At 73.5% G+C, this 20575-nt stretch carries 15 protein-coding genes and 1 pseudogene; 13 read left to right on the top strand and 3 right to left on the bottom strand.

The window, feature by feature from the left end; genetic code table 11:
- Positions 1-8: 8 nt before the first annotated feature.
- Complete coding sequence (locus tag ACH41F_RS00165) at positions 9-983, bottom strand: nitroreductase/quinone reductase family protein (protein ID WP_398831804.1); 975 nt, start codon at positions 981-983, stop codon at positions 9-11.
- A gap of 331 nt (positions 984-1314) precedes the next feature.
- Here ACH41F_RS00165 and ACH41F_RS00160 point away from each other — a divergent pair, with 331 nt between their 5' ends.
- From ACH41F_RS00160 to ACH41F_RS00110, 11 genes and pseudogenes are all read left to right on the top strand, one after another.
- Positions 1315-2967 (top strand): FAD-binding oxidoreductase, encoded by a 1653-nt coding sequence (locus ACH41F_RS00160; protein ID WP_398831802.1) that lies wholly within the window; start codon positions 1315-1317, stop codon positions 2965-2967.
- Positions 2968-3044: 77 nt separating this feature from the next.
- Positions 3045-3995 (top strand): aldo/keto reductase, encoded by a 951-nt coding sequence (locus ACH41F_RS00155; RefSeq protein ID WP_391241313.1) that lies wholly within the window; start codon positions 3045-3047, stop codon positions 3993-3995.
- Between the two features lie 247 nt (positions 3996-4242).
- Positions 4243-5454, top strand: coding sequence for an iron-containing alcohol dehydrogenase (locus ACH41F_RS00150; protein ID WP_391241310.1), 1212 nt, complete (start codon positions 4243-4245; stop codon positions 5452-5454).
- Positions 5451-7646 carry an ROK family protein gene (locus tag ACH41F_RS00145; RefSeq protein WP_398831798.1) on the top strand — a complete coding sequence of 732 codons (2196 nt, stop codon included), beginning with the start codon at positions 5451-5453 and terminating at the stop codon, positions 7644-7646. The genes ACH41F_RS00150 and ACH41F_RS00145 overlap by 4 nt, the downstream gene beginning before the upstream one ends.
- The gene (locus ACH41F_RS00140; RefSeq protein ID WP_398831796.1) at positions 7643-8506 is read left to right on the top strand and encodes a sugar phosphate isomerase/epimerase family protein; all 864 of its coding nucleotides are present in this window, start codon (positions 7643-7645) and stop codon (positions 8504-8506) included. The genes ACH41F_RS00145 and ACH41F_RS00140 overlap by 4 nt, the downstream gene beginning before the upstream one ends.
- Positions 8494-9162 (top strand): HAD-IA family hydrolase, encoded by a 669-nt coding sequence (locus ACH41F_RS00135; protein WP_391241301.1) that lies wholly within the window; start codon positions 8494-8496, stop codon positions 9160-9162. The genes ACH41F_RS00140 and ACH41F_RS00135 overlap by 13 nt, the downstream gene beginning before the upstream one ends.
- A gap of 164 nt (positions 9163-9326) precedes the next feature.
- Positions 9327-10439, top strand: a pseudogene (locus ACH41F_RS00130) (serine hydrolase domain-containing protein); the annotation flags it as partial.
- Positions 10424-11626, top strand: a complete 1203-nt coding sequence (pdhA, locus tag ACH41F_RS00125) for a pyruvate dehydrogenase (acetyl-transferring) E1 component subunit alpha (RefSeq protein ID WP_391241486.1) — start codon at positions 10424-10426, stop codon at positions 11624-11626. The pseudogene ACH41F_RS00130 and the gene pdhA, both read left to right, overlap by 16 nt.
- A gap of 3 nt (positions 11627-11629) precedes the next feature.
- Positions 11630-12613, top strand: coding sequence for an alpha-ketoacid dehydrogenase subunit beta (locus ACH41F_RS00120; protein ID WP_398831794.1), 984 nt, complete (start codon positions 11630-11632; stop codon positions 12611-12613).
- 13 nt (positions 12614-12626) lie between these two features.
- Positions 12627-13937, top strand: a complete 1311-nt coding sequence (locus tag ACH41F_RS00115) for a dihydrolipoamide acetyltransferase family protein (RefSeq protein ID WP_398831792.1) — start codon at positions 12627-12629, stop codon at positions 13935-13937.
- A 47-nt stretch (positions 13938-13984) separates the two neighbouring features.
- A complete protein-coding gene (locus tag ACH41F_RS00110; protein ID WP_391241292.1) occupies positions 13985-15274 on the top strand; it encodes an MFS transporter in 1290 nt (429 codons plus the stop codon).
- 64 nt (positions 15275-15338) lie between these two features.
- Here the strand turns inward: ACH41F_RS00110 and ACH41F_RS00105 are convergent, their stop codons facing one another.
- The gene (locus ACH41F_RS00105) at positions 15339-15914 is read right to left on the bottom strand and encodes a TetR family transcriptional regulator (RefSeq protein ID WP_398831788.1); all 576 of its coding nucleotides are present in this window, start codon (positions 15912-15914) and stop codon (positions 15339-15341) included.
- A 163-nt stretch (positions 15915-16077) separates the two neighbouring features.
- On the opposite strand from ACH41F_RS00105, the gene ACH41F_RS00100 reads away from it, so the two are divergent.
- The gene (locus tag ACH41F_RS00100; protein ID WP_391241286.1) at positions 16078-17328 is read left to right on the top strand and encodes a transposase; all 1251 of its coding nucleotides are present in this window, start codon (positions 16078-16080) and stop codon (positions 17326-17328) included.
- Between the two features lie 30 nt (positions 17329-17358).
- Here ACH41F_RS00100 and ACH41F_RS00095 read toward each other — a convergent pair whose 3' ends face one another.
- Positions 17359-17856, bottom strand: a complete 498-nt coding sequence (locus tag ACH41F_RS00095; RefSeq protein WP_398831785.1) for a DUF1203 domain-containing protein — start codon at positions 17854-17856, stop codon at positions 17359-17361.
- Between the two features lie 121 nt (positions 17857-17977).
- On the opposite strand from ACH41F_RS00095, the gene pepN reads away from it, so the two are divergent.
- Positions 17978-20551 carry an aminopeptidase N gene (pepN, locus tag ACH41F_RS00090; protein WP_398831783.1) on the top strand — a complete coding sequence of 858 codons (2574 nt, stop codon included), beginning with the start codon at positions 17978-17980 and terminating at the stop codon, positions 20549-20551.
- Positions 20552-20575 lie beyond the last annotated feature (24 nt).

Here is a 20575-nt window from a genome sequence, read left to right as displayed (position 1 = left end):
CGGCCGTCTCAGTCGACCGGGACCAGCTCGACGACCGGGATGTCACGGCCCGTACGGCCCCGGAACTGGGCGAAGTTGGGGTCCTGGGCGGTCTGGAGCCGCCACAGCTCCTCGTGCTCGGCCGCGGGCACCGGCTCGGGCCGTACGAGGAAGCGGCGGCCGCCGGGCAGCTCGACCGTGCCGGTGCCGGCGGCGACCAGGTTGCGGTACCAGGCGGGGTGGCTGTCGGCCCCGCCGTTGGCGGCGAAGACGATGTGCCGGCCCTCGTGCTCCAGGTGCACCAGCGGGGTGGTGCGGACCACGCCGCTGCGCCGGCCCGTGGTGCTGAGCAGCAGCAGCGGGACATCGCCGAAGTCGGCGACTCGACCGTCGTTCGAGCGGAATTCCTGAATGACGTTCCGGTTGAACGGATTGCTGTTGACGGACTCGTCCACGGCATCGCCGCGGTGCGCGTCCCAATTCCCCTCGGGGAGATAGAGCCGGGTACTGGTCGTCTCCTCGAACGGCATTCCTTCGGGCATGTTGATGAGTTCCATGTGCAGACCCCAGGGCGTGACGAAATACACCCAGCGATCGCCCGCGATAGGGCCGTCGGTGATGGTCTCCGGCTCACCGAGAATGGTCACCCCGGGGACCTCGCGCAGATAGGCGACGGCCTTGTCGACGTCGTCGACGTACAGGGCGAAGTGGTGGCCGCCCCAGTCGCTGTTGCGGGGCTGCCGGCGGTCCTGGTCGGGGGAGGTGTACTCGAACAGCTCCAGGTTGGTCACCGGCCCCAGGCGCAGCATCGCGATCTGGGCCGAGGCGTTCGGGTGGACGCCGAGCTTGCGGGTCATCCAGTCGCCCTCGGTGTCCTCCACCGGCCCCAGCCGGTAGGCGAGTTCGGCGCCGATGACATCGACGAAGAAGCTCACCGCCTGGTCCAGGTCGGGCACGGTGTAGGCGATGTGATGGACGGCCCGGGCTCCGGGAAGTGTGCTCACAGTGGGCTCCGTTCGGGCTCGGTCCGCCCCGGGGCGGACGCGTCTGTGCCGGGCTGTGTCACCCGGCCTGGCCGGTAGCCTCGGCGCCCCGGCGAGCCGCCGACAAGGGCGAGTTGGAGAAGTCGGCGAACATGCCGAAGTCGCCGTGACGGGTTGGCATTCCGGGTGCCGGTGCTGTTGAGATGGAGTCCGTCGGGGCGCCGTCGGCCGCACCATCCGCCGGGCGCCACCGCATACCTCTCGCACTTTTTCCGTGTATTCCTTGCGTACGCGTTCCCGATTCTCCGAACGGCGTCGAGCGAATTCTCAACGGGGGTCAATGATGGGTGAATTGAACAGACGGCGGTTCGTCGGACTCGGCTCCGGCATCGCGTTCACGGCCGCAGCCGGCGGAGGCCTCGCGACGGCACCGTACGCCCGTGCCGCCGGCGTCGCGGCGCGGGAGGCGGCTCCCTCGGCCGTCGCGGTGACACCGTCCGACAGCCGCTACCCGGACCTGATATCCGGCAACAACCAGCGGTGGACGTCGAGTCCGGACAAGGTCGTGCTGCCCCGGACGACCGCCGAGGTGGTCGCCGCGGTGCAGGAGGCGGTCACCGCGGGCAAGCGGCTGTCCGTCTGCGGCGGCGGCCACTGCTTCGAGGACTTCGTCTTCAACGCGGACGTCAAGGTCAACATCAACATGGGCCTGATGAACGCGGTCTCGTTCGACACCTCGATGAACGCCTTCAAGGTCGGCGCCGGAGCCACCCTCCTCGACGTCTACGAGGCGCTGTACGAGGGCTGGGGTGTGACGATCCCGGCCGGCATCTGCCACAGCGTGGGCGTCGGCGGCCATGTCACCGGCGGCGGCTACGGCAACCTGTCCCGGCAGTACGGGCTGACCGTCGACCATCTGTACGCGGTCGAGGTCGTCGTGGTGAACGCCTCCGGCACGGCGCGCAGCGTGGTGGCCGCCCGGGACTCCGCCGACTCCGCGCTGCGCGACCTGTTCTGGGCGCACACCGGGGGCGGGGGCGGCAGTTTCGGGGTGGTGACCGCGTTCTGGTTCCGCACCCCGGGGGCGACCGGGGCGCCCGCGGCCCTGCTGCCGAAGGCGCCCTCCAAGATCTTCCTGACGCTGGCGGGCTGGCCCTGGGAGAAGGTCACCCAGGACGGTTTCAGCCGCCTGGTCGACTACTGGGGCACCTGGTTCGAGGAGCACAACACCCCGGGCACGACGGCCGGTTCGCTGTACTCCTGGCTGATGCTCAACCACCGCGACAGCGGCTCGATGGGCGCGGTCGTCCAGCTCGACGCCTCGCTGCCGGACGCGGCGAACGTCCTGTCCGGCTTCCTCGCCGGGATGGACGCGGCCCTCGGCCTGTCCTCGGCGACCGTCCGGCACGACGGCGTCCTGGACTCGCAGTACACCAGCACCCGGCTGATGCCGTGGCTGCGCGGCACCAAGTACATCGGCGCGATCTCGCCGACCCAGCTGGACCCCACCACCCGGGGCTGCCACAAGTCGGCGCATCTGCGCCGGCGCACCCCGAAGGCGCAGATCGACGCCATGTACGCCCACCTGACCAGCACGGACAAGCCGAGCACCATGACCGGGATCGTGCTGTCCGCCTCGGGCGGCAGGATCGCGAGCGTGTCGTCGACGGCGACGGCGGTCGCCCAGCGCGACGCGATCATGAAGGTGAACTTCGAGAGCCGCTGGTACGACAAGGCCGACGACGCGAAGAACGTCGGCTGGGTCCGCGAGGCGTTCGGCGCCGTGTACGGCGCCACCGGCGGGGTCCCCGTCCCGAACGACGTGACCGACGGCTGCTACATCAACTACCCCGACGGCGACCTCTCCGACCCGGCGTACAACCGGTCCTCGGTGGCCTGGCACGACCTGTACTGGAAGCAGAACTACGCGCGCCTCCAGCAGGTCAAGCGCGCCTGGGACCCCGGTGACGTCTTCCGCCACCGCCAGTCGGTCCGCCTCCCCTGACCTTCCCTCCCCCGGATCCCCGCGATCCCTTCGATCCCCCAGATCCCCAACCCCCCTCAACAACAATGGAGTTGACAATGCGTACCACCACCCTGGGCAAGAACGGTCCCGTCGTAGGCCGCGTGGGCCTGGGCACCATGGGCATGTCCTTCGGTTACGACCCGCACGGCTGGGACGACGACGCCTCGGTCAAGGTGATCCACCGCGCCCTCGACCTCGGCGTCAACCTGATCGACACCGCGGACGTGTACGGCCCGTTCACCAACGAGGAGCTGGTCGGCCGCGCGCTCAAGGGCCGCCGGGACGAGGCCGTGCTCTCCACCAAGGGCGGCCTGGTCGTCGACGAGAACGGCCTCGGCCTCAACGGGCGTCCCGAGCACCTGTCGGCCGCCGTGGACGCGAGCCTTCAGCGGCTCGGCGTGGACCACATCGACCTGTACTTCCTGCACCGCGTGGACCCGACGGTCCCGCTGGAGGAGAGCTGGGGCGCCCTCGCCGAGCAGGTCGCGGCCGGCAAGGTGCGCGCGCTGGGACTGTCCGCGGTGACGCTGGAGCAGATCAAGGCGGCCCAGGCCGTGCACGAGGTGGCGGCGGTGGAGTCCGAGGCCTCCCTGTTCACCCGGGACGCGTTCGCGGACGTCCTGCCCTACACCGTCGAGCAGGGCATCGCCTTCCTGCCGTTCTCGCCGCTCGGCCGCGGTCTGCTCACCGGTGCCTTCAGCAAGCCGGCCGACCTGCCCAAGGACGACTGGCGCAGCACCCAGCCGCGGTTCACCGACGAGGCGTTCGCGCACAACAAGGCGATCGTCGACGCGGTCGCGGCCGTGGCCGGCCGTCACGGCGCCACCACCGCCCAGGTCGCCCTGGCCTGGCTGCTGGCCAAGGGCGAGTACGTGGTCCCGATCCCCGGCACCAAGACCGAGCGCTACCTGGAGCAGAACGCCGGCGGCGCGGACGTCGAGCTCACCGCGCAGGACCTCGCCGAGCTGGACGCCCTGCCCGAGCCGATGGGCGCCCCGGAGGCCTGAGTCGCGCCGGCACCGACTTCGGCGGGCGACCCCCGCCGGACCATCCCGTCGACGCCGGGCCGGGCGATCCCCGGCCCGGCGTCGCGGGGACGACCCACTCCGCACCCGGCCGCCCCCACCCTCGCGCGGCCGACCGCGGCAGGTTCCCTCCCCCCTCCCCCCACACCCCCGCACCCGCCCCGGCGTCCGCCCACCGGCCCCGATGCCCCTCCCCGATGCCCAAGCCCGCAGAGGAAGAGAACCGCACATGACCGAGATCACGACGAACCGGCCGTCGCGGCTGACGACCGCCTTCGACATACCCCGCCCCCCGGACCTCACCTGGTACGTCCAGGCCCAGCAGCCCGTCGGCTACGAGGTGTCCCTCACCCGGGGGCTGCTCAACCCCGCCAACCCGGCGCTCGCCAAGGCCGTGGGCGCCGACAACCGCGGCGGCGTCCGCGCCCTCATCGTCGTCGACAAGGTGGTCGACGACCTGTACGGCACCGCCCTGCGGGCCTACTTCACCGCCTGGCAGACCGACGCGACCTGGCTGGTCATGCCCGGCGACGAGGAGACCAAGGCCCTGGAGCAGGTCGTCGAGGTGACCCGCTCCATGACCGAGATGGGCATCCTGCGCCGCACCGAGCGCGTGGTCGTGGTCGGCGGCGGTGTCCTGATGGACGTCGTCGGCATGGCCGCCAGCCTCTACCGGCGCGGCGCCCCCTACGTACGGGTGCCCACCACCCTCGTCGGCCAGGTGGACGCGGGCGTCGGGGTGAAGACCGGGGTCAACCACGGCACCCACAAGAACCGCCTCGGCACCTACTTCGCGCCCGAAGTCACCCTGATCGACCCCGAGTTCCTGCGCACGGTGCCGCAGCGGCACATCGCCAACGGCCTCGCCGAGATCATCAAGATGGCGCTCATCAAGGACGCGGACCTGTTCCGCCTCCTGGAGGAGACCGTCGCGCACATCTCCAGCGACACCCTCGCGGACTGCGGCGCGGACATGAGCGAGGTCGTCTCCCGGGCCATCGCCGGCATGCTCGACGAGCTGGAGCCCAACCTGTGGGAGAGCGTGCTGGAGCGCTCGGTGGACTACGGCCACACCTTCAGCCCGTCCCTGGAGCTGCGCGCCGACCCGCCGCTGCTGCACGGCGAGGCCGTCGCCGTCGACATGGCGGTGTGCGTGGCCCTCGCGGCGAACCGCCAGTACCTGTCCCCGGCCGAGGCGCACCGGGCGCTCGCCCTGATCGCCGCCGCCGGACTCCCCCTCACCCACCCCGTGTTCACCCCCGAACTCCTCCAGGTCGGTCTCGCCGACGCGGTCAAGCACCGGGACGGCCTGCAGCGCCTCCCCCTCACCGACGGCATCGGCTCCTGCGTCTTCGTCAACGACGTGACGCCGGCCGAGCTCACCCGCGCGCTGGAGTTCGTCCACGCCTACGCGGACCGGACGGACGGGTCGGCCCCGTGAGCACGCGAGGCCCGATCACCGTCCTCGACGTGGGCGGGACCCATGTGCGCCACGCCCGCTGGTCACCCGAGGAGGGTCTCGGCGAGGTGACCGACACGCCCTCCCCCAGTCGGCTGCGCCACCCGGGGATGCCGTTGGAGGAGCTGCGCGGCCGCCTGCTCGGCGCGATCTGCGACGCCGTCCCGGCCGGTCCCGCCCCGGTGGCCGCCCTCTCCTTCGGCGCCGCCCTCGACCAGCGCACCGGCACGGTCTACGGCTCGGCACCGCTGTTCGGCGACGAGACGACACCGCTGGACCTGCCGGCGGCGCTGGGCGCCCTGCGCCCGGACGTGGAGTGGCACGTCCTGAACGACGTGACGGCGGCGCTCCTCCACTACGCCTCGCACCCCCGCCACCACGGGCGCCGCAAGGTCCTGCTGCTGACGGTGAGTTCGGGCATCGCCTGCCGCACGATCGACCTGCGGACCGGGGCCATCGCCACCGACCCCTGCGGTCTTCAGGGCGAGGTCGGCCATCTGCCGGCGTACACCCGGCTCGCGGGTCACGACGTCGAGCTGACCTGCGACTGCGGTCGTCCGGGGCATGTGGCGGCCTACTCCTCGGGCCCCGGGCTGCGCCGCATGGCGGACGTCCTGCGGGACCGCGCCCCGGACCGCTGGCAGGCCTCGTCGCTGGGCCGGGCCATGGCCGGGGGCACCTCCTTCGAGGAGGCCCTCGCCACGGCCCTCGACCACCGCGACCCGCTGGCCGCCGAGCTCCTGGACGCGGCGACAGCGCCCGTGGCCGACGTCCTGCGCACGGCCCTGTCCCTGGACCCGGAACTGGACGACCTGGCCGTCACGGGCGGCGTGGCGACGGGCCTGGGCCGCCACTACAAGGCCTCCCTGGACCGCCACTTCGCCGAGGAGGGCCTCTACCTGACCTCGGACCTCGCCCCGCGGTGGCTGACGGACCGCGTCACCGTCTGCGCGCCGGGTGAGGCGAACGGCCTGATCGGCGCGGGCATCGGTGCGCTGCGAGGCACCGTGACCGGCGCGGGGAACCACGCGACCCGCCGCACCCGCCCGGCGCGGGCCCACTACGCCGTGGTCCGCGACGAGGCCGGCCTGCACTACTCGCCGCGCCCCACGCCCGACCCGGGCCCCGGTGACGTGCTCGTCGCGCCGATGGTGGCCGGCGTCTGCGGCACCGACCTCCAGATGCTCCGGGGCATCCGCGACGACGGCGCCCCGGTCATCGGTCACGAGGGCGTGGCCAGGATCGTCGCCGTGGGCGAGGACGTCCAGGACCCCGCGCTGCACCCCGGCGTGCCCGTGGTCGTCAACCCCACCCACCCCGAGGACGACTCCTTCCTGCTGGGCCACAACGTCGACGGCCTCCTCCAGGAACGCGCCCTCGTCCCGGCCACCGCCGTCCGCGCCGGACTCGTCCTGCCGCTCCCCGAGGTCCCGCCGGGAGTGCTCGGCGCGCTCGTCGAGCCGCTCGCGGTGGCCCGGTACGCGGCCCTCGCCCTGGGCGAGCACCGCCCGCGCACCCTCCTGGTGTTCGGCGACGGCACGGTCGGCCACCTGGCCGTGCGCACCGCCCGGCGCTGGTACGGCCCCGACGTGCGGACCGTGCACGTCCACCACACCCCCGCCGGCCTGGTCTGGAGCAACTGCGCCCCGCACTCGGCGGACGTACGGCTGCTGTCCGACGGCCTGTCGGCCGAGCGGCTGGCGCGCGCTCTCGGCGACGGCCCCCTCGCGGTGCTGATCGCCACCCCGGCCCCGGCCACCCTGCCCGCTCTGGAGCTCGCGCTGGAGGCGGCGGCCGGTACCGACACGGTGGTGGACCTGGTCGGCGGGCTCCCGCGGTCCGCAGCCAGCGACCGGGTGCCGGGCGCCGACCTGACCGAGGTGCGGGCCGCGAACCGCGCGGGCCGCCCGCAGCCGCCGTACGTCGCCCGGTTCGCCACGGCGAGCGGGCACAAGGTGCGGATCCTGGGGCACCGGGGCGTGGCCGGGGAGCATCTGCGGTACGCGGCGGCCGAGTTGTGCCGGGCGCCCGAGCGCTACCGGGACCTGGTGACGCATGTCGTCGACCTGCCCGGCGCGGTGCCGTTGCTGGCCCGGCTCGCCACCTCGACGGACCGGATCGTCTCCGGGCGGCGGCTCGTCAAGATGGCCGTGCGGATGGGTGAGCCGTCATGAGTGCCGTGTCCGAGGCACCGCGGATCGCCCTGGCCGACTGGCGGTTGCCGGTGCGCGGCGAGGCGGCGGTGGACCTGGCCTTCCGACACCGGGTGCCCGGGCTCCAGTTCGACCTGGGCGGGCCCGGGCGCGGCCCCCGGCTGGACGCCCCGGGGCGGCCGGCACGGCTGGCCCGCACCGCCCGCTCCGCCGGGGTGGCTCCCCTCGGGCTCGCCGCCAACGTGCTCAACGACATCGGGCTGACCGCCGCCGAGGGCACCCTCGACGCCGGCCGGGTCCGTGCCGTACTGGCCCGACTGCTGGACACGGCCGAGGAGTTGGGGACGCCGCTGGTCTTCGTGCCCAGCTTCCGGCGCAGCGCGATCGACAGCGAGCGCGCGCTGCTGCGCACCGCACAGGTGCTGCGCGCCGCCGCCGGGCGGGCCCACGCCCGCGGTCTGCTGCTGGCCAGTGAGAACACCCTCGCCCCGAAGGCGGCGCTGCGGCTCGCGGAGGAGGTCGCGTCGCCCGCCTTCCGGCTGCTCCTGGACACCTACAACCCCCGTGCCGCGGGGGTGGATCCGCGGGCCCTGGTGGCGAGGGCCGGCCGGCTGCTGGCCGACCAGGTGCATGTGAAGGACGGCCCGGACGCCGGGGGCGGCACCCCGCTGCTCGGCGACGGTGACGGCGATGTCACCGGCACCCTCGAGGCCCTGGCCGAACACGCCGTGCCCGTACGGGCGCTGGTGCTGGAGAACGACCATCGCGGCGGCGACCCGGACCGGCTCGCCGCCGACCTGGGACGGCTGCGGGCGCTGACGGAGCGCGCGTACGGCCGTCGCACCGACTACGCAGGAACGGCGGGGACATGGCCATCGTAGTGACAGCGCAGGCGCTGCTGTTCGACATGGACGGCACGCTCATCGACTCCACCGCGGCGGTGGAGCGGACCTGGCACAGGTTCGCCGAGCGCCACGGTCTCGACCCGGCCGTGATCCTGGCCGGCGCGCACGGGCAGCGCACCGCCGAGACGGTCGCCGAGCACGCCCCGCCGGGCACCGACGTGGCGGCGGAGACGGCCTGGCTGGTGGCGCAGGACATCGCCGACACCCGGGGCACGGTCGCCCTGCCGGGGGCGGCCGAACTGCTGGCCGAACTGCCGCCCGAGCGCTGGGCGTTGGTCACCTCGGCGGGCCGGGAGCTGGCCCTGCGGCGGATGGCCGCGGCCGGGCTGCCGCTGCCGCGGGTGCTGGTCAGCGCCGACGACGTGGCCCGCGGCAAGCCCGACCCGGAGGGCTACCTGCTGGCCGCGGCCCGGCTCGGCGTGGACCCGCGCGCCGCGATCGTCTTCGAGGACGCGGAGCTGGGCCTGCTCGCGGGGCGCGCCGCCGGTGGTTACACCGTGGTCGTCGGTCCGCACGGGGGCGCCGCCGCGCAGGGCCGGCCGCGGATCCGGGACTACGTCGGCGCGGTGTGCGGGGAGGCCGAGGAGGCGCTGCGGCTGACCCTCCCGGCCCTCACGGCCGTCCCGGCCTGACCCGAAGCAACGCCTGAGCTGCCGCAACCGGCTGAGCGGAAGCAACGCCTGAGCTGAAGCAGCCACCCGAGCTGAAGCAGCCACCCGAGCTGAAGCAGCCACCCGAGCTGAAGCAGCCGCCCGAGCTGAAGCAACCGAACTCATCTGTCGATCGGAGATCTGCCATGTCCGCAACCGTGTCCGCACACGTCACGTCGAGCGAAACATCATCGGAAACCGTCGTATCCGGCCATGTGGCTCCGGGTTTCGAGTCCGTCCGGGAGGAGTTCGCCCGCAACTTCGCCGAGCGCGACGAGCAGGGCGCCGCCCTCGCCGTGACGCTGGACGGCGAACTCGTGGTCGACCTGTGGGGCGGTCCCGCCGATCCCACCACGGGGCGGGCCTGGGACGGCGACACGCTCCAGCTCGTGTTCTCCGGCAGCAAGGGCATCCTGGCGACCGCGCTGCTGGTGCTCGTCGACCGGGGTGTGGTGGAGCTGGACAAGCCGGTCGCCCACTACTGGCCGGAGTTCGCCGCCAAGGGCAAGGCCGGCATCACCGTGCGGGAGGTGGTGACCTTCACCGCGCGGATGCCCGCCGTGGCCGCCCCGCTCTCCCAGGACGACCTGAGCGACCCGGAGGCCATGGCGAAGCTGCTGGCCGACCAGGAGCCGGAGGCCGATCCGCGGGCCGAGGGGATCCTGTACGGGCCGTGGGCGACCGGGTGGATCATCGGCGAGGTGATCCGGCGGGCCGACGGCCGGCGCCTGGACCGGTTCTTCGCCGAGGAGGTGGCCGGGCCGCTCGGCGTCGACGTCTCCTTCGGCATCACCCCCGAGCAGGAGTCCCGGGTGGCCCGCACCGAGTACGGCACGGGCTTCCGCGACCAGTTCACCGGCTACTTCACCAGCGAGGACCCGCTCACCCAGCGGATCTGGCAGAACCCGGTCCCCTTCCCCGAGGACGAGGAGATCTGGAACCGCCCGGCCCGCCGCTTCGGTCTCATCCCGGCGGCCAACGCCTACGGCTCCGCCCGCGGCTTCGCCACGCTGTACGGCGCCCTCGCCCAGGACGCGGCCCGGCCCGCCGACGAGCCGCCCCTGCTGCTGTCGCGCCGGCTGCTGGACGAGGCCCGCGCCCCCTATGTCAGCAAGGTCGACCAGCTGATCGGGGTACCGATGGTGTACGGGGGCGGCGGCTACCGGCTGCGCACCAACCCGCGACCCACCGTGGACGGCGACTCCTTCGGCCACGACGGCGCCGGCGGCTCCGCCAACCAGGCCTGGCCGCGCGCGGCGGCCGGGGTGTCGTACGTGATGAACCGGCTCATCGCGCTCGGCCCCGACGACAAGCGGGCCTCCTCCCTGGTCAAGGCCGTGGCGGCGGCGATGGACGGGCTCGGCATCGGCGGCGGGCGATGAGCGGCGACGGCATACGGCTGCTCGACCCCGACGGCCGGCGGGTGCCGCACCCGGAGTACACGATCGACCTGGACGCCGGTGAACTGCGGTCCCTGTACCGGGACATGGCGCTCGCCCGCCGCTTCGACGCGGAGGGGGTCACGCTCCAGCGGCAGGGCGAACTCGGGCTGTGGCCCTCGCTGCTCGGGCAGGAGGCGGCCCAGGTCGGGTCGGTGCGGGCGCTGGCCGAGCGCGACCGGGTGTTCCCGAGCTACCGGGAGCACGCCGTCGCGCTGGGGCGCGGGGTGGATCCGCTGGCGCTGCTGCGGCTGTTCCGGGGCGTGGACAACGGCGCCTGGGACCCCGACGCGCACGACTTCCACCTCTACACGCTCGTCATCGGCTCGCAGACCCTGCACGCCACCGGCTACGCGTGGGGCATGGCCAAGGACGGCTCGGAGAACGCGGTCGTCGCCTACTTCGGGGACGGTGCCGCCAGCCAGGGCGACGTCGCCGAGGCGTTCAACTTCGCCGCCGTGTACGACGCGCCGGTCGTGTTCTTCTGCCAGAACAACCAGTGGGCCATCTCCGAGCCCAACGAGCGCCAGACCCGGGTGCCGCTGTACCAGCGCGCCCAGGGCTTCGGCTTCCCCGGTGTGCGGGTGGACGGCAACGACGTGCTGGCCGTGCTCGCCGTGACCCGGGCCGCGCTGGACCATGTCCGCGCGGGCCGGGGGCCGTATCTGATCGAGGCGTTCACCTACCGCATGGGCGCCCACACCACGTCCGACGACCCGACCCGCTACCGGGACGCGGCCGAGGTGGAGAGCTGGCGCGCCAAGGACCCGCTGCTGCGCCTGGAACGGCTGCTGCGCCGCGAGGGCGCCGCCGACGACGCGTTCTTCGCCGAGGTCTCGGCCCAGGGGGAGGCGCTGGCCGCCCAGGTGCGGGAGGGCGTACGGACCATGCCCTCGCCCGCGCCCGACGCGCTCTTCGACCACGTCTACGCCGAGACGCACCCGGGTGTGGACCGGGAGCGTGCCGAGTTCGCCGCCTACCAGGCGTCCTTCGCCGAGGAGGGCTGATCCATGACAGCGACCCGCATGACGCTGGTGACCGCTCTCAACACCGCGCTGCGCGACGTGCTGGCCGAGGACCCCAAGACCCTCGTCATGGGGGAGGACGTGGGCCGGCTCGGCGGGGTGTTCCGGGTGACCGACGGCCTCCAGAAGGACTTCGGCGAGGCCCGGGTGATCGACACCCCGCTCGCCGAGTCCGGCATCGTCGGCACCGCGATCGGCCTCGCGCTGCGCGGCTACCGCCCGGTGGTGGAGATCCAGTTCGACGGCTTCGTCTTCCCCGGCTACGACCAGATCGTCACCCAGCTGGCCAAGATGCACGCCCGCTCCCTGGGCAAGGTCAGGCTCCCGGTCGTCATCCGCATCCCCTACGGCGGTGGCATCGGCGCGGTCGAGCACCACTCCGAGTCCCCGGAGGCGCTGTTCGCGCACGTGGCGGGGTTGCGGGTGATGTCACCGGCGACCCCCGCCGACGCCTACTGGATGCTGCGGGAGGCCGTCGCCTGCGACGACCCGGTGATCTTCTTCGAGCCGAAACGCCGCTACTACGAGAAGGGCGAGGTGGACACCGCCTCCCCCGCGGCCCCGGCGCACCGGGCGCAGGTGGTCCGCGCGGGCACCGACCTGACCCTGGCCGCCTACGGGCCGATGGTGCGCACCTGCCTGGACGCCGCCGCCGTGGCGGCCGAGGAGGAGGGCCGGCAGCTGGAGGTCGTCGACCTGCGGTCGGTCTCGCCGCTGGACTTCGACACCCTCCAGGACTCGGTGCGGCGCACCGGGCGGCTGGTGGTCGCGCACGAGGCCCCGGTGTTCTTCGGCGCGGGCGCGGAGATCGCCGCGCACGTCACCGAGCGGTGCTTCTACCACCTCCAGGCGCCGGTCCTGCGGGTCGGCGGCTGGCACACCCCGTATCCGCCGTCCCGGCTGGAGGAGGAGTACCTCCCCGGGATCGACCGCGTGCTCGACGCCGTCGACCGCGCGCTCGCGTACTGAGGAGAGGCAGACGATGACGGACAACGCCCTGCGGGAGTTCCGGATGCCCGATGTGGGCGAGGGCCTCCAGGACGCCGAGATCATCCGCTGGTCGGTCGCGCCCGGCGACCGCGTCACGGACGGGCAGGTGGTGTGCGAGGTCGAGACCGCCAAGGCCGCGGTCGAACTGCCCATCCCCTACGACGGGGTGGTGCACGAGCTGTGCTTCCCCGAGGGCGCCACGGTGGACGTGGGCACGCCCATCATCAGGGTGGCGACGACAGCCGCGGCCGAACCGGCGCCCGTGTCCGAGCCGGCGGCCCGCACCCCGGTCCTGGTCGGCTACGGCGCCGCGCCCGACTCCGCCTCCCGGCGCCGCCCGCGCCGTGCCGGGAGCGGCCCGGCGGCGCCGGTGGCAGCCGCCCTCCCGCTGGCCAAACCGCCGGTGCGCAAGCTCGCCAAGGAGCTGGGTGTGAACCTGGCCGCGGTCGTGCCCACCGGGCCCCGCGGGGACGTGACGCGGGCGGATGTACGTACGGCGGCCGGGGCCGACCGGTCCGGGGTGCCGCAGCCCCCGGCCGAGGCCGTCGAGCCCACCGCGGGCTCCGCCCCCGCGGCCACCGCCCCCGAGGCCGCCCCCGCCGGCCACGAGACCCGCGTCCCCGTCACCGGGGTCCGCCGCGCCACCGCACGGGCCATGGTGGCCAGCGCCTTCACCGCGCCGCACGTCACGGAGTTCGTGACGGTCGACGTCACCCGGACCATGAAACTGGTCCGGCGGCTCAAGCGGCACCCGGACATGGCGGGGCTGCGGGTCGGCCCGCTGCTGCTCGCGGCCCGGGCGTTCCTGGTCGCCGTGCGACGCAACCCGGAGATCAACGCCTCCTGGGACGAGGAGCGCCAGGAGATCGTGCTCAAGCACCGGATCAACCTGGGCGTCGCGGCCGCCACCCCGCGCGGTCTGCTGGTCCCCACGGTCCCCGACGCCGACCGGATGACCCTGCCCGAACTCGCGTCCGCGCTGGAGGAGTTGACCACCACGGCGAGGGAGGGCCGGACCCCGCCCGCGGCGCTGCGCGGCGGCACGGTGACCCTCACCAACATCGGCGTGTTCGGCATCGACACCGGCACCCCGATCCTCAACCCCGGGGAGTCGGCGATCCTCGCGCTCGGCGCCATCGGCGAACGCCCCTGGGTGCACCGCGGCAAGGTGGTCCCGCGCCAGGTCACCACCCTGGCCCTGTCCTTCGACCACCGGCTCGTCGACGGCGAACTCGGCTCCCGCGTCCTCGCGGACACCGCGGCCCTCCTGAACGACCCCGGGCTGCTGCTCACCCGCGCCTGACACGCCGTCCCACCCCCTCCACCGACCCCGAGCCGAGGAAGACGACGATGCTCGACGCCCCCCACCCACCGGCCGCCCCGGCCACCCCCGCCGTTGACGGCCCCCCGCCCGCCCGGCTCGGCCTGAGCACCGCCGTCGTCGCGCTCGGCGGACTGCTGTTCGGCTTCGACACGGGAGTGATCTCGGGTGCCCTGCTGTTCATCCGGACCGACTTCGGGCTCGACTCCTTCGAGGAGGGCGCCGTCATCTCGGCGCTGCTGCTGGGCGCCGCCGTGGGCGCGCTGGGCAGCGGACGGCCGGCCGACCGGTTCGGGCGCAAGAAGGTGCTGGTGGCGATCGCGCTGACCTTCACGGTGGGGCTGCTGGCGGCGGTGCTGGCGAACGGCTTCGCGATGCTGCTCGCCGCCCGCGCGGTGCTCGGCCTCGCGGTGGGCGGCGCGTCCACGGTGGTGCCGCTGTACCTCGCCGAGATCGCCCCGCCCCGGCTGCGCGGCCGCCTGGTGACGGCCAACCAGATCCTGCTGACCGTGGGCATCCTGGTGTCGTACCTGATCAACCTCTGGTTCGCGGGCAGCGCCGACTGGCGGGCCATGTTCGCCGTCGGTCTCGTCCCGTCCGTGGCGATGCTGCTGGGCACGCTGGCGATCCCGGAGAGCCCGGAGTGGCTGCGCGGGCGGACGGCTCGCACACCGGCCGGGTCGCTGAGCGCCCCGGGTACCCGGCCCGCGCTGGTGATCGGGGTGACGCTGGCGGCGGTGCAGCAGTTCGGCGGCATCAACAGCGTCATCTACTACGCGCCCAGCATCATGTCCCGGGCCGGGCTGCCCGCTGCGGACTCCATCACGTACTCGGTGGTGATCGGTGCCGTGAACGTGGCGGCGACCGTCGCCGCGGTGCCGCTGATCGACCGGGCCGGACGGCGTCCGCTGCTGCTGTTCTCGCTCGGCGGCATGGCGCTGGCCCTGGTCGCCCTGGGGGTGGCGCTCGGTCTGCCGTCGGGCCCGGTGACCAACGCGACGGCGCTCGTCTGCATGGTCGGCTATGTGGCCGCCTTCGCGGTCGGGCTCGGTCCGGTGTTCTGGATCCTGGCGGCGGAGCTGTTCCCGCCCGAGTCCCGGGCGCGTGGCGGCGCGGTGTGCGCGCTGGTGAACTGGGCGGCCAACCTCGTGGTCGGGCAGATGTTCCTGCCGGCCGCCGATCTGGTCGGGGAGAACCGGGTGTTCTGGTTCTTCGCCGCGGTGTCCGCGGGCGCCGTCGTCTTCGTGGTCCGCAAGGTGCCGGAGACGAAGAACCGCTCGCTGGCGGACGTGCAGCGGGAGCTGGCCGCGGCGGCGTGACGGACCGTGCGGGACACGGAGGAGGGGCCCCGGGATGCCGATCCCGGGGCCCCTCCTCCGTGGCTCACCCCGGTGGCGGGTCCGCGCCCAGCCCGTGCAGCACCAGGTCCCAGACCTGGTCGACGTGGCCGCCGGCGTCCCCGCCGGGGTCCACCCGGCTGCCCTCGACCAGCCAGGTCAGCAGCAGCGCGGCGGTGTCCGGCGGCACCCCGGGCCGCAGGTCCCCGGCGGCGGCCGCGCGCTCCAGCAGGAGCCGCACCCCGTCGGCCCACCCCGGCACCGGCCGCGTGCCCTGTCCCCCGGGCGGGCCGTCGCGCTCCAGCCGGGCCGCCGCGCGGGTGGCCACGTCGTGCTCCAGCAGCCGCACCAGGGCGACCGTCAGGTCCGCCAGGGCCTCCAGCGGGGCCGCGGGGGCGGTGAGCGCGCCGCGCACGACCGGGGCGACGGCGTCCCGGCCGGCCGCCCGCACCGCTTCGGCGAGTTCCCCCTTGGTGCCGAAGTGGAAGGTCAGCGCCCCCATCGAGGTGGCTGCCCGCTTGCTGATCCGGGAGAGCGAGGCCCCTTCGTACCCCCGGGTGTCGAACTCCACCGCCGCGGCGTGGATCAGGGCGTCGTGGGTTCGTGCGGCTCTGTCCTGCATGGATCGACTCTCTTCCTCCTCAGGTCTGGCTTCGACATTGCCCCTGGTGAGGGGGGTGGGGAGGTTCGGACTCGCCAAAGTAGTGCAGACTTGGCGCGAAACAAAGCAAACGTTCTTTATGCTTTAGGTGTTCACTGGATCGCACCGCGCCGAGGGGGATGGAGTGTCAGCGATTCGAGAAGTCCGGGACATCCGGGACGCACGGGATGTGCGCGGCCTGTGGGAGGCGTACGAGGCGGCCGTCGCGCGACGGAGCAGGCGGGAGGGGGGCACCGGGTTCGCCGACTTCACCGGGCGGCTGTTCGAGCACCTGCCCCGCACGGACCAGCAGCGCTGGGGCCATGTCTATCTGCACGGCCTGCTCGCCACCCCGGGCAAGAAGTCCGTACGGCGGATGGCCGAGACGGTGACGTCCTCGCCCACCGCGTCGCAGTCGCTCCAGCAGTTCGTGAACGCGAGTCCCTGGGAGTGGGAGGCCACCCGGCGCGAGCTGGCGGCCTGGGCGGGCGAGCGGATGGACACCCGCGCCTGGACCCTCGCACCGGCGATACTGCCCAAGCGCGGCGCCCACTCGGCGGGGGTGCACCGCCGGTTCGTCCGGGAGCAGGGCCGGACCGTCAACTGCCAGCTGGGGCTGGGGCTCTTCCTGGCCGGTGACGCCGGGCAGGTGCCGGTGGACTGGCGCCTGCATCTGCCGGAGCGCTGGACGGCCGACGAGGACCTGCGCCGGCGGGCGCGCATCCCGGAGGGGACCTCGTCGCAGGCCCTGTGGGCGCAGGCCCTGGACCTCGTCGAGAGCCTGGCCGCCCAGCCCGGCGTGGTGCGGGCACCCGTCGTCGCGGACCTGACCACCGTCACCGATGTCCGGCCGCTGGTCGAGCGGCTGCACGGGCGGGGCCACGGCTTCGTCCTCGCGGTGAGCGGTCAGCTGCCGCTCGGCCCGGAGCCGGGCGCGGCCCGCGCCCACCGGGAGCCCGCGCCCCCGGTCTCCGCCCGCCAGCTGCTGCTCCAGGGCGGCACCCGGCACCCGGACGCGGCGGTGACGCCAGGGGCCGACGGCCGCCTGCGCCGCGTCCAGGTCGTCTCCAGCCCGACCGAGATCGTGGGGCTGCGCCCGGGCGGCGGCCGGCTCACGTCGGCCGGCCGGGTGTTCGCCGAGTGGAACAGCGGCCGGCAGCGCCTGGACCGCGTCTGGCTGACCAACCTGCCCGGGCACCGGATGGCCGACCTGCTCGCGCTGGCCGAGCTGCACACCGGCACCCTGGCGACCGTCGCCGCCCTGGGCGAGCACTACGGCCTGCTCGACTTCGAGGGCCGCTCGTTCCCCGGCTGGCACCGGCACACGACCCTGGTGTCGGCGGCCCACGCCTACCAGGTGCTGTCCCGCACGGCGGCGCGGCGCGAGGCCGCCTGAGACGGCGGGCCCCCGGGGCGGCCAGTGACTTCAGCTCCGAGGCCTGCGGACCTCGTAGAGGAAGCAGCCGTACTCGACGGCCCGGACGTGGACGAGCGCCACGGCCGGGTCGTCGAACGCGGCCCGGAAGGCCTCGTCGTCGAGCCTCTCCACCAGCTCGCCGCCCAGGATGTGCCCGTCGGCGGAGTACCGCCGCACGGTCCGGTGGTCGTTGTCGAAGGCGTACCCCTCGCGCGCGGCGGCCCCCTCGTGCTCCGGCGCCCGCGCGCACTCCTCGGCGTGGATGAAGACGGGGCCCTGCTCGTCGTAGGCCCCCGGCTCGGCGCCCGTCTCGGCGGCCCAGCGTCGCAGGGGGGCGTACGAGACCAGGGCGATCCGCTCCCCGGGCGCGCTGCGTCGCAGGCAGCACCTGAGGGGCGTCCCGCCCTCCTCGTCGGTCACGGGAACCGTCGGGCGGCCCGCGTCGTCCGTGGAGCGGAGCTCCTTCAGGGTCGCGGGGGTGAGGGCACGTGCGGTGTAGGTGGTCATGGCTCCCACGGTTCCGGATGTCCGCGCCGGTCACCGGCGGGTTCTGGACATCGCGTTCGGTGCGGGACCCGTGGAAGGATGACCGGACCGCCGAACCGACACATAACGAGGAGATGACCGCGTGCCTGGCACAAACCTGACTCGCGAAGAGGCTCAGCAGCGGGCGCAGCTGCTCACCGTCGAGTCGTACGAGATCGATCTCGACCTCTCCGGCGCGCAAGAGGGCGGTACCTACCGGTCTGTCACCACGGTGCGCTTCGACGTCGCCGAGAGCGGCGCGGAGTCGTTCATCGACCTGGTGGCGCCGACCGTCCACGAGGTGACGCTCAACGGCGAGTCGCTCGACCCCGCGGAGGTCTTCAAGGACTCCCGGATCGCCCTGCCGGGGCTCCTCGAGGGCCGCAACGTCCTGCGCGTGGCGGCCGACGCCGCCTACACCAACACCGGCGAGGGCCTGCACCGCTTCGTCGACCCGGTCGACCAGCAGGCCTACCTGTACACCCAGTTCGAGGTGCCGGACGCCCGCCGCGTCTTCGCCTCCTTCGAGCAGCCGGACCTGAAGGCGACCTTCCAGTTCACGGTGAAGGCGCCGACCGGCTGGACGGTCATCTCCAACTCCCCCACGCCGGAGCCGAAGGACGACGTCTGGGTCTTCGAGCCGACCCCGCGGATCTCGTCGTACATCACGGCGCTCATCGTCGGCCCGTACCACTCGGTGCACAGCGTGTACGAGAAGGACGGCCAGTCCGTCCCGCTCGGCATCTACTGCCGCCCCTCGCTCGCCGAGTTCCTGGACTCGGACGCGATCTTCGAGGTCACGCGGCAGGGCTTCGACTGGTTCCAGGAGAAGTTCGACTACGCGTACCCGTTCAAGAAGTACGACCAGCTGTTCGTGCCGGAGTTCAACGCGGGCGCGATGGAGAACGCCGGCGCGGTCACCATCCGGGACCAGTACGTCTTCCGTTCGAAGGTCACCGACGCCGCGTACGAGGTCCGCGCGGAGACGATCCTGCACGAGCTGGCCCACATGTGGTTCGGCGACCTGGTCACCATGGAGTGGTGGAACGACCTGTGGCTGAACGAGTCGTTCGCCACCTACACCTCCATCGCCTGCCAGGCGTACGCGCCGGGCAGCCGCTGGCCGCACTCGTGGACCACGTTCGCCAACTCCATGAAGACGTGGGCGTACCGCCAGGACCAGCTGCCCTCCACGCACCCGATCATGGCCGACATCCGCGACCTCGACGACGTCCTGGTCAACTTCGACGGCATCACCTACGCCAAGGGCGCGAGCGTCCTGAAGCAGCTCGTGGCGTACGTCGGCATGGACGAGTTCTTCGCGGGTGTGCAGGCGTACTTCAAGCGCCACGCCTTCGGCAACACGCGCCTGTCCGACCTGCTCGGCGCGCTGGAGGAGACCTCCGGGCGTGACCTGGGCACCTGGTCGCAGAAGTGGCTCCAGACGGCCGGCATCAACGTCCTGCGCCCCGAGATCGAGACGGACGAGCACGGCGTCATCACCTCCTTCGCCATCCGCCAGGAGGCCCCGGCGCTCCCCGCGGGCGCCAAGGGCGAGCCGACGCTGCGCCCGCACCGCATCGCGGTCGGCCTGTACGAGCTCGACGAGGACAGCGGCAAGCTGGTCCGCGACGAGCGCGTCGAGCTGGACGTCGACGGCGAACTGACGGCCGTACCGCAGCTGGTCGGCAAGCGCCGCCCGGCGGTCGTGCTCCTCAACGACGACGACCTGTCGTACGCCAAGGTGCGACTCGACGAGCAGTCCCTGGCCTTCGTCACGGAGCACCTCGGCGACTTCGAGTCCTCCCTGCCCCGGGCCCTGTGCTGGGCCTCGGCCTGGGACATGACCCGCGACGCCGAACTGGCCACCCGCGACTACCTGTCCCTGGTCCTGTCCGGCATCGGCAAGGAGTCGGACATCGGCGTCGTGCAGTCCCTGCACCGCCAGGTGAAGCTCGCCATCGAGCTGTACGCCGACCCGGCCGCCCGCGAGACGCTGCTGACCCGCTGGACGGACGCCGCGCTGGCGCACCTGCGGTCGGCCGCGGCCGGCAGCGACCACCAGCTGGCGTGGGCGCGCGCGTTCGCCGCGACGGCCCGTACGCCGGAGCAGCTGGACCTCCTGGAGGCCCTGCTGGACGGCTCGCAGACGATCGAGGGCCTGGCCGTCGACACCGAGCTGCGCTGGGCGCTGGTGGAGCGCCTCGCGTCGGTCGGCCGCTACGACGAGGCGGAGATCGCGGCCGAGTACGAGCGGGACCGGACGGCGGCCGGCGAGCGGCACGCGGCCACCGCCCGTGCCGCGCGCCCGACCGAGGAGGCGAAGGCCGAGGCCTGGGCGCAGGTCATCGAGTCCGACAAGCTCCCGAACGCCGTCCAGGAGGCCGTCATCGGCGGCTTCGTCCAGACCGGCCAGCGCGAGCTGCTCGCGTCGTACACGGACCGGTACTTCGAGGTCCTGAAGGACATCTGGGACGCCCGCTCGCACGAGATCGCCCAGCAGATCGCGGTCGGCCTCTACCCGGCCGTCCAGGTCTCCCAGGAGACCCTGGACAAGACGGACGCCTGGCTGGCCTCCGCCGAGCCCAACGCGGCCCTGCGCCGCCTCGTCTCGGAGTCCCGCGCGGGCGTGGAACGCGCCCTGAGGGCCCAGGCCGCGGACGCGGCGGCCCGCTAGCCGCCACGCCGACGAGGGGTGCCC

It is taken from the genome of Streptomyces sp. NPDC020489 (assembly GCF_044386545.1).
Classification (GTDB): domain Bacteria; phylum Actinomycetota; class Actinomycetes; order Streptomycetales; family Streptomycetaceae; genus Streptomyces.
This window is presented reverse-complemented; position numbering and strand designations above follow the sequence as displayed.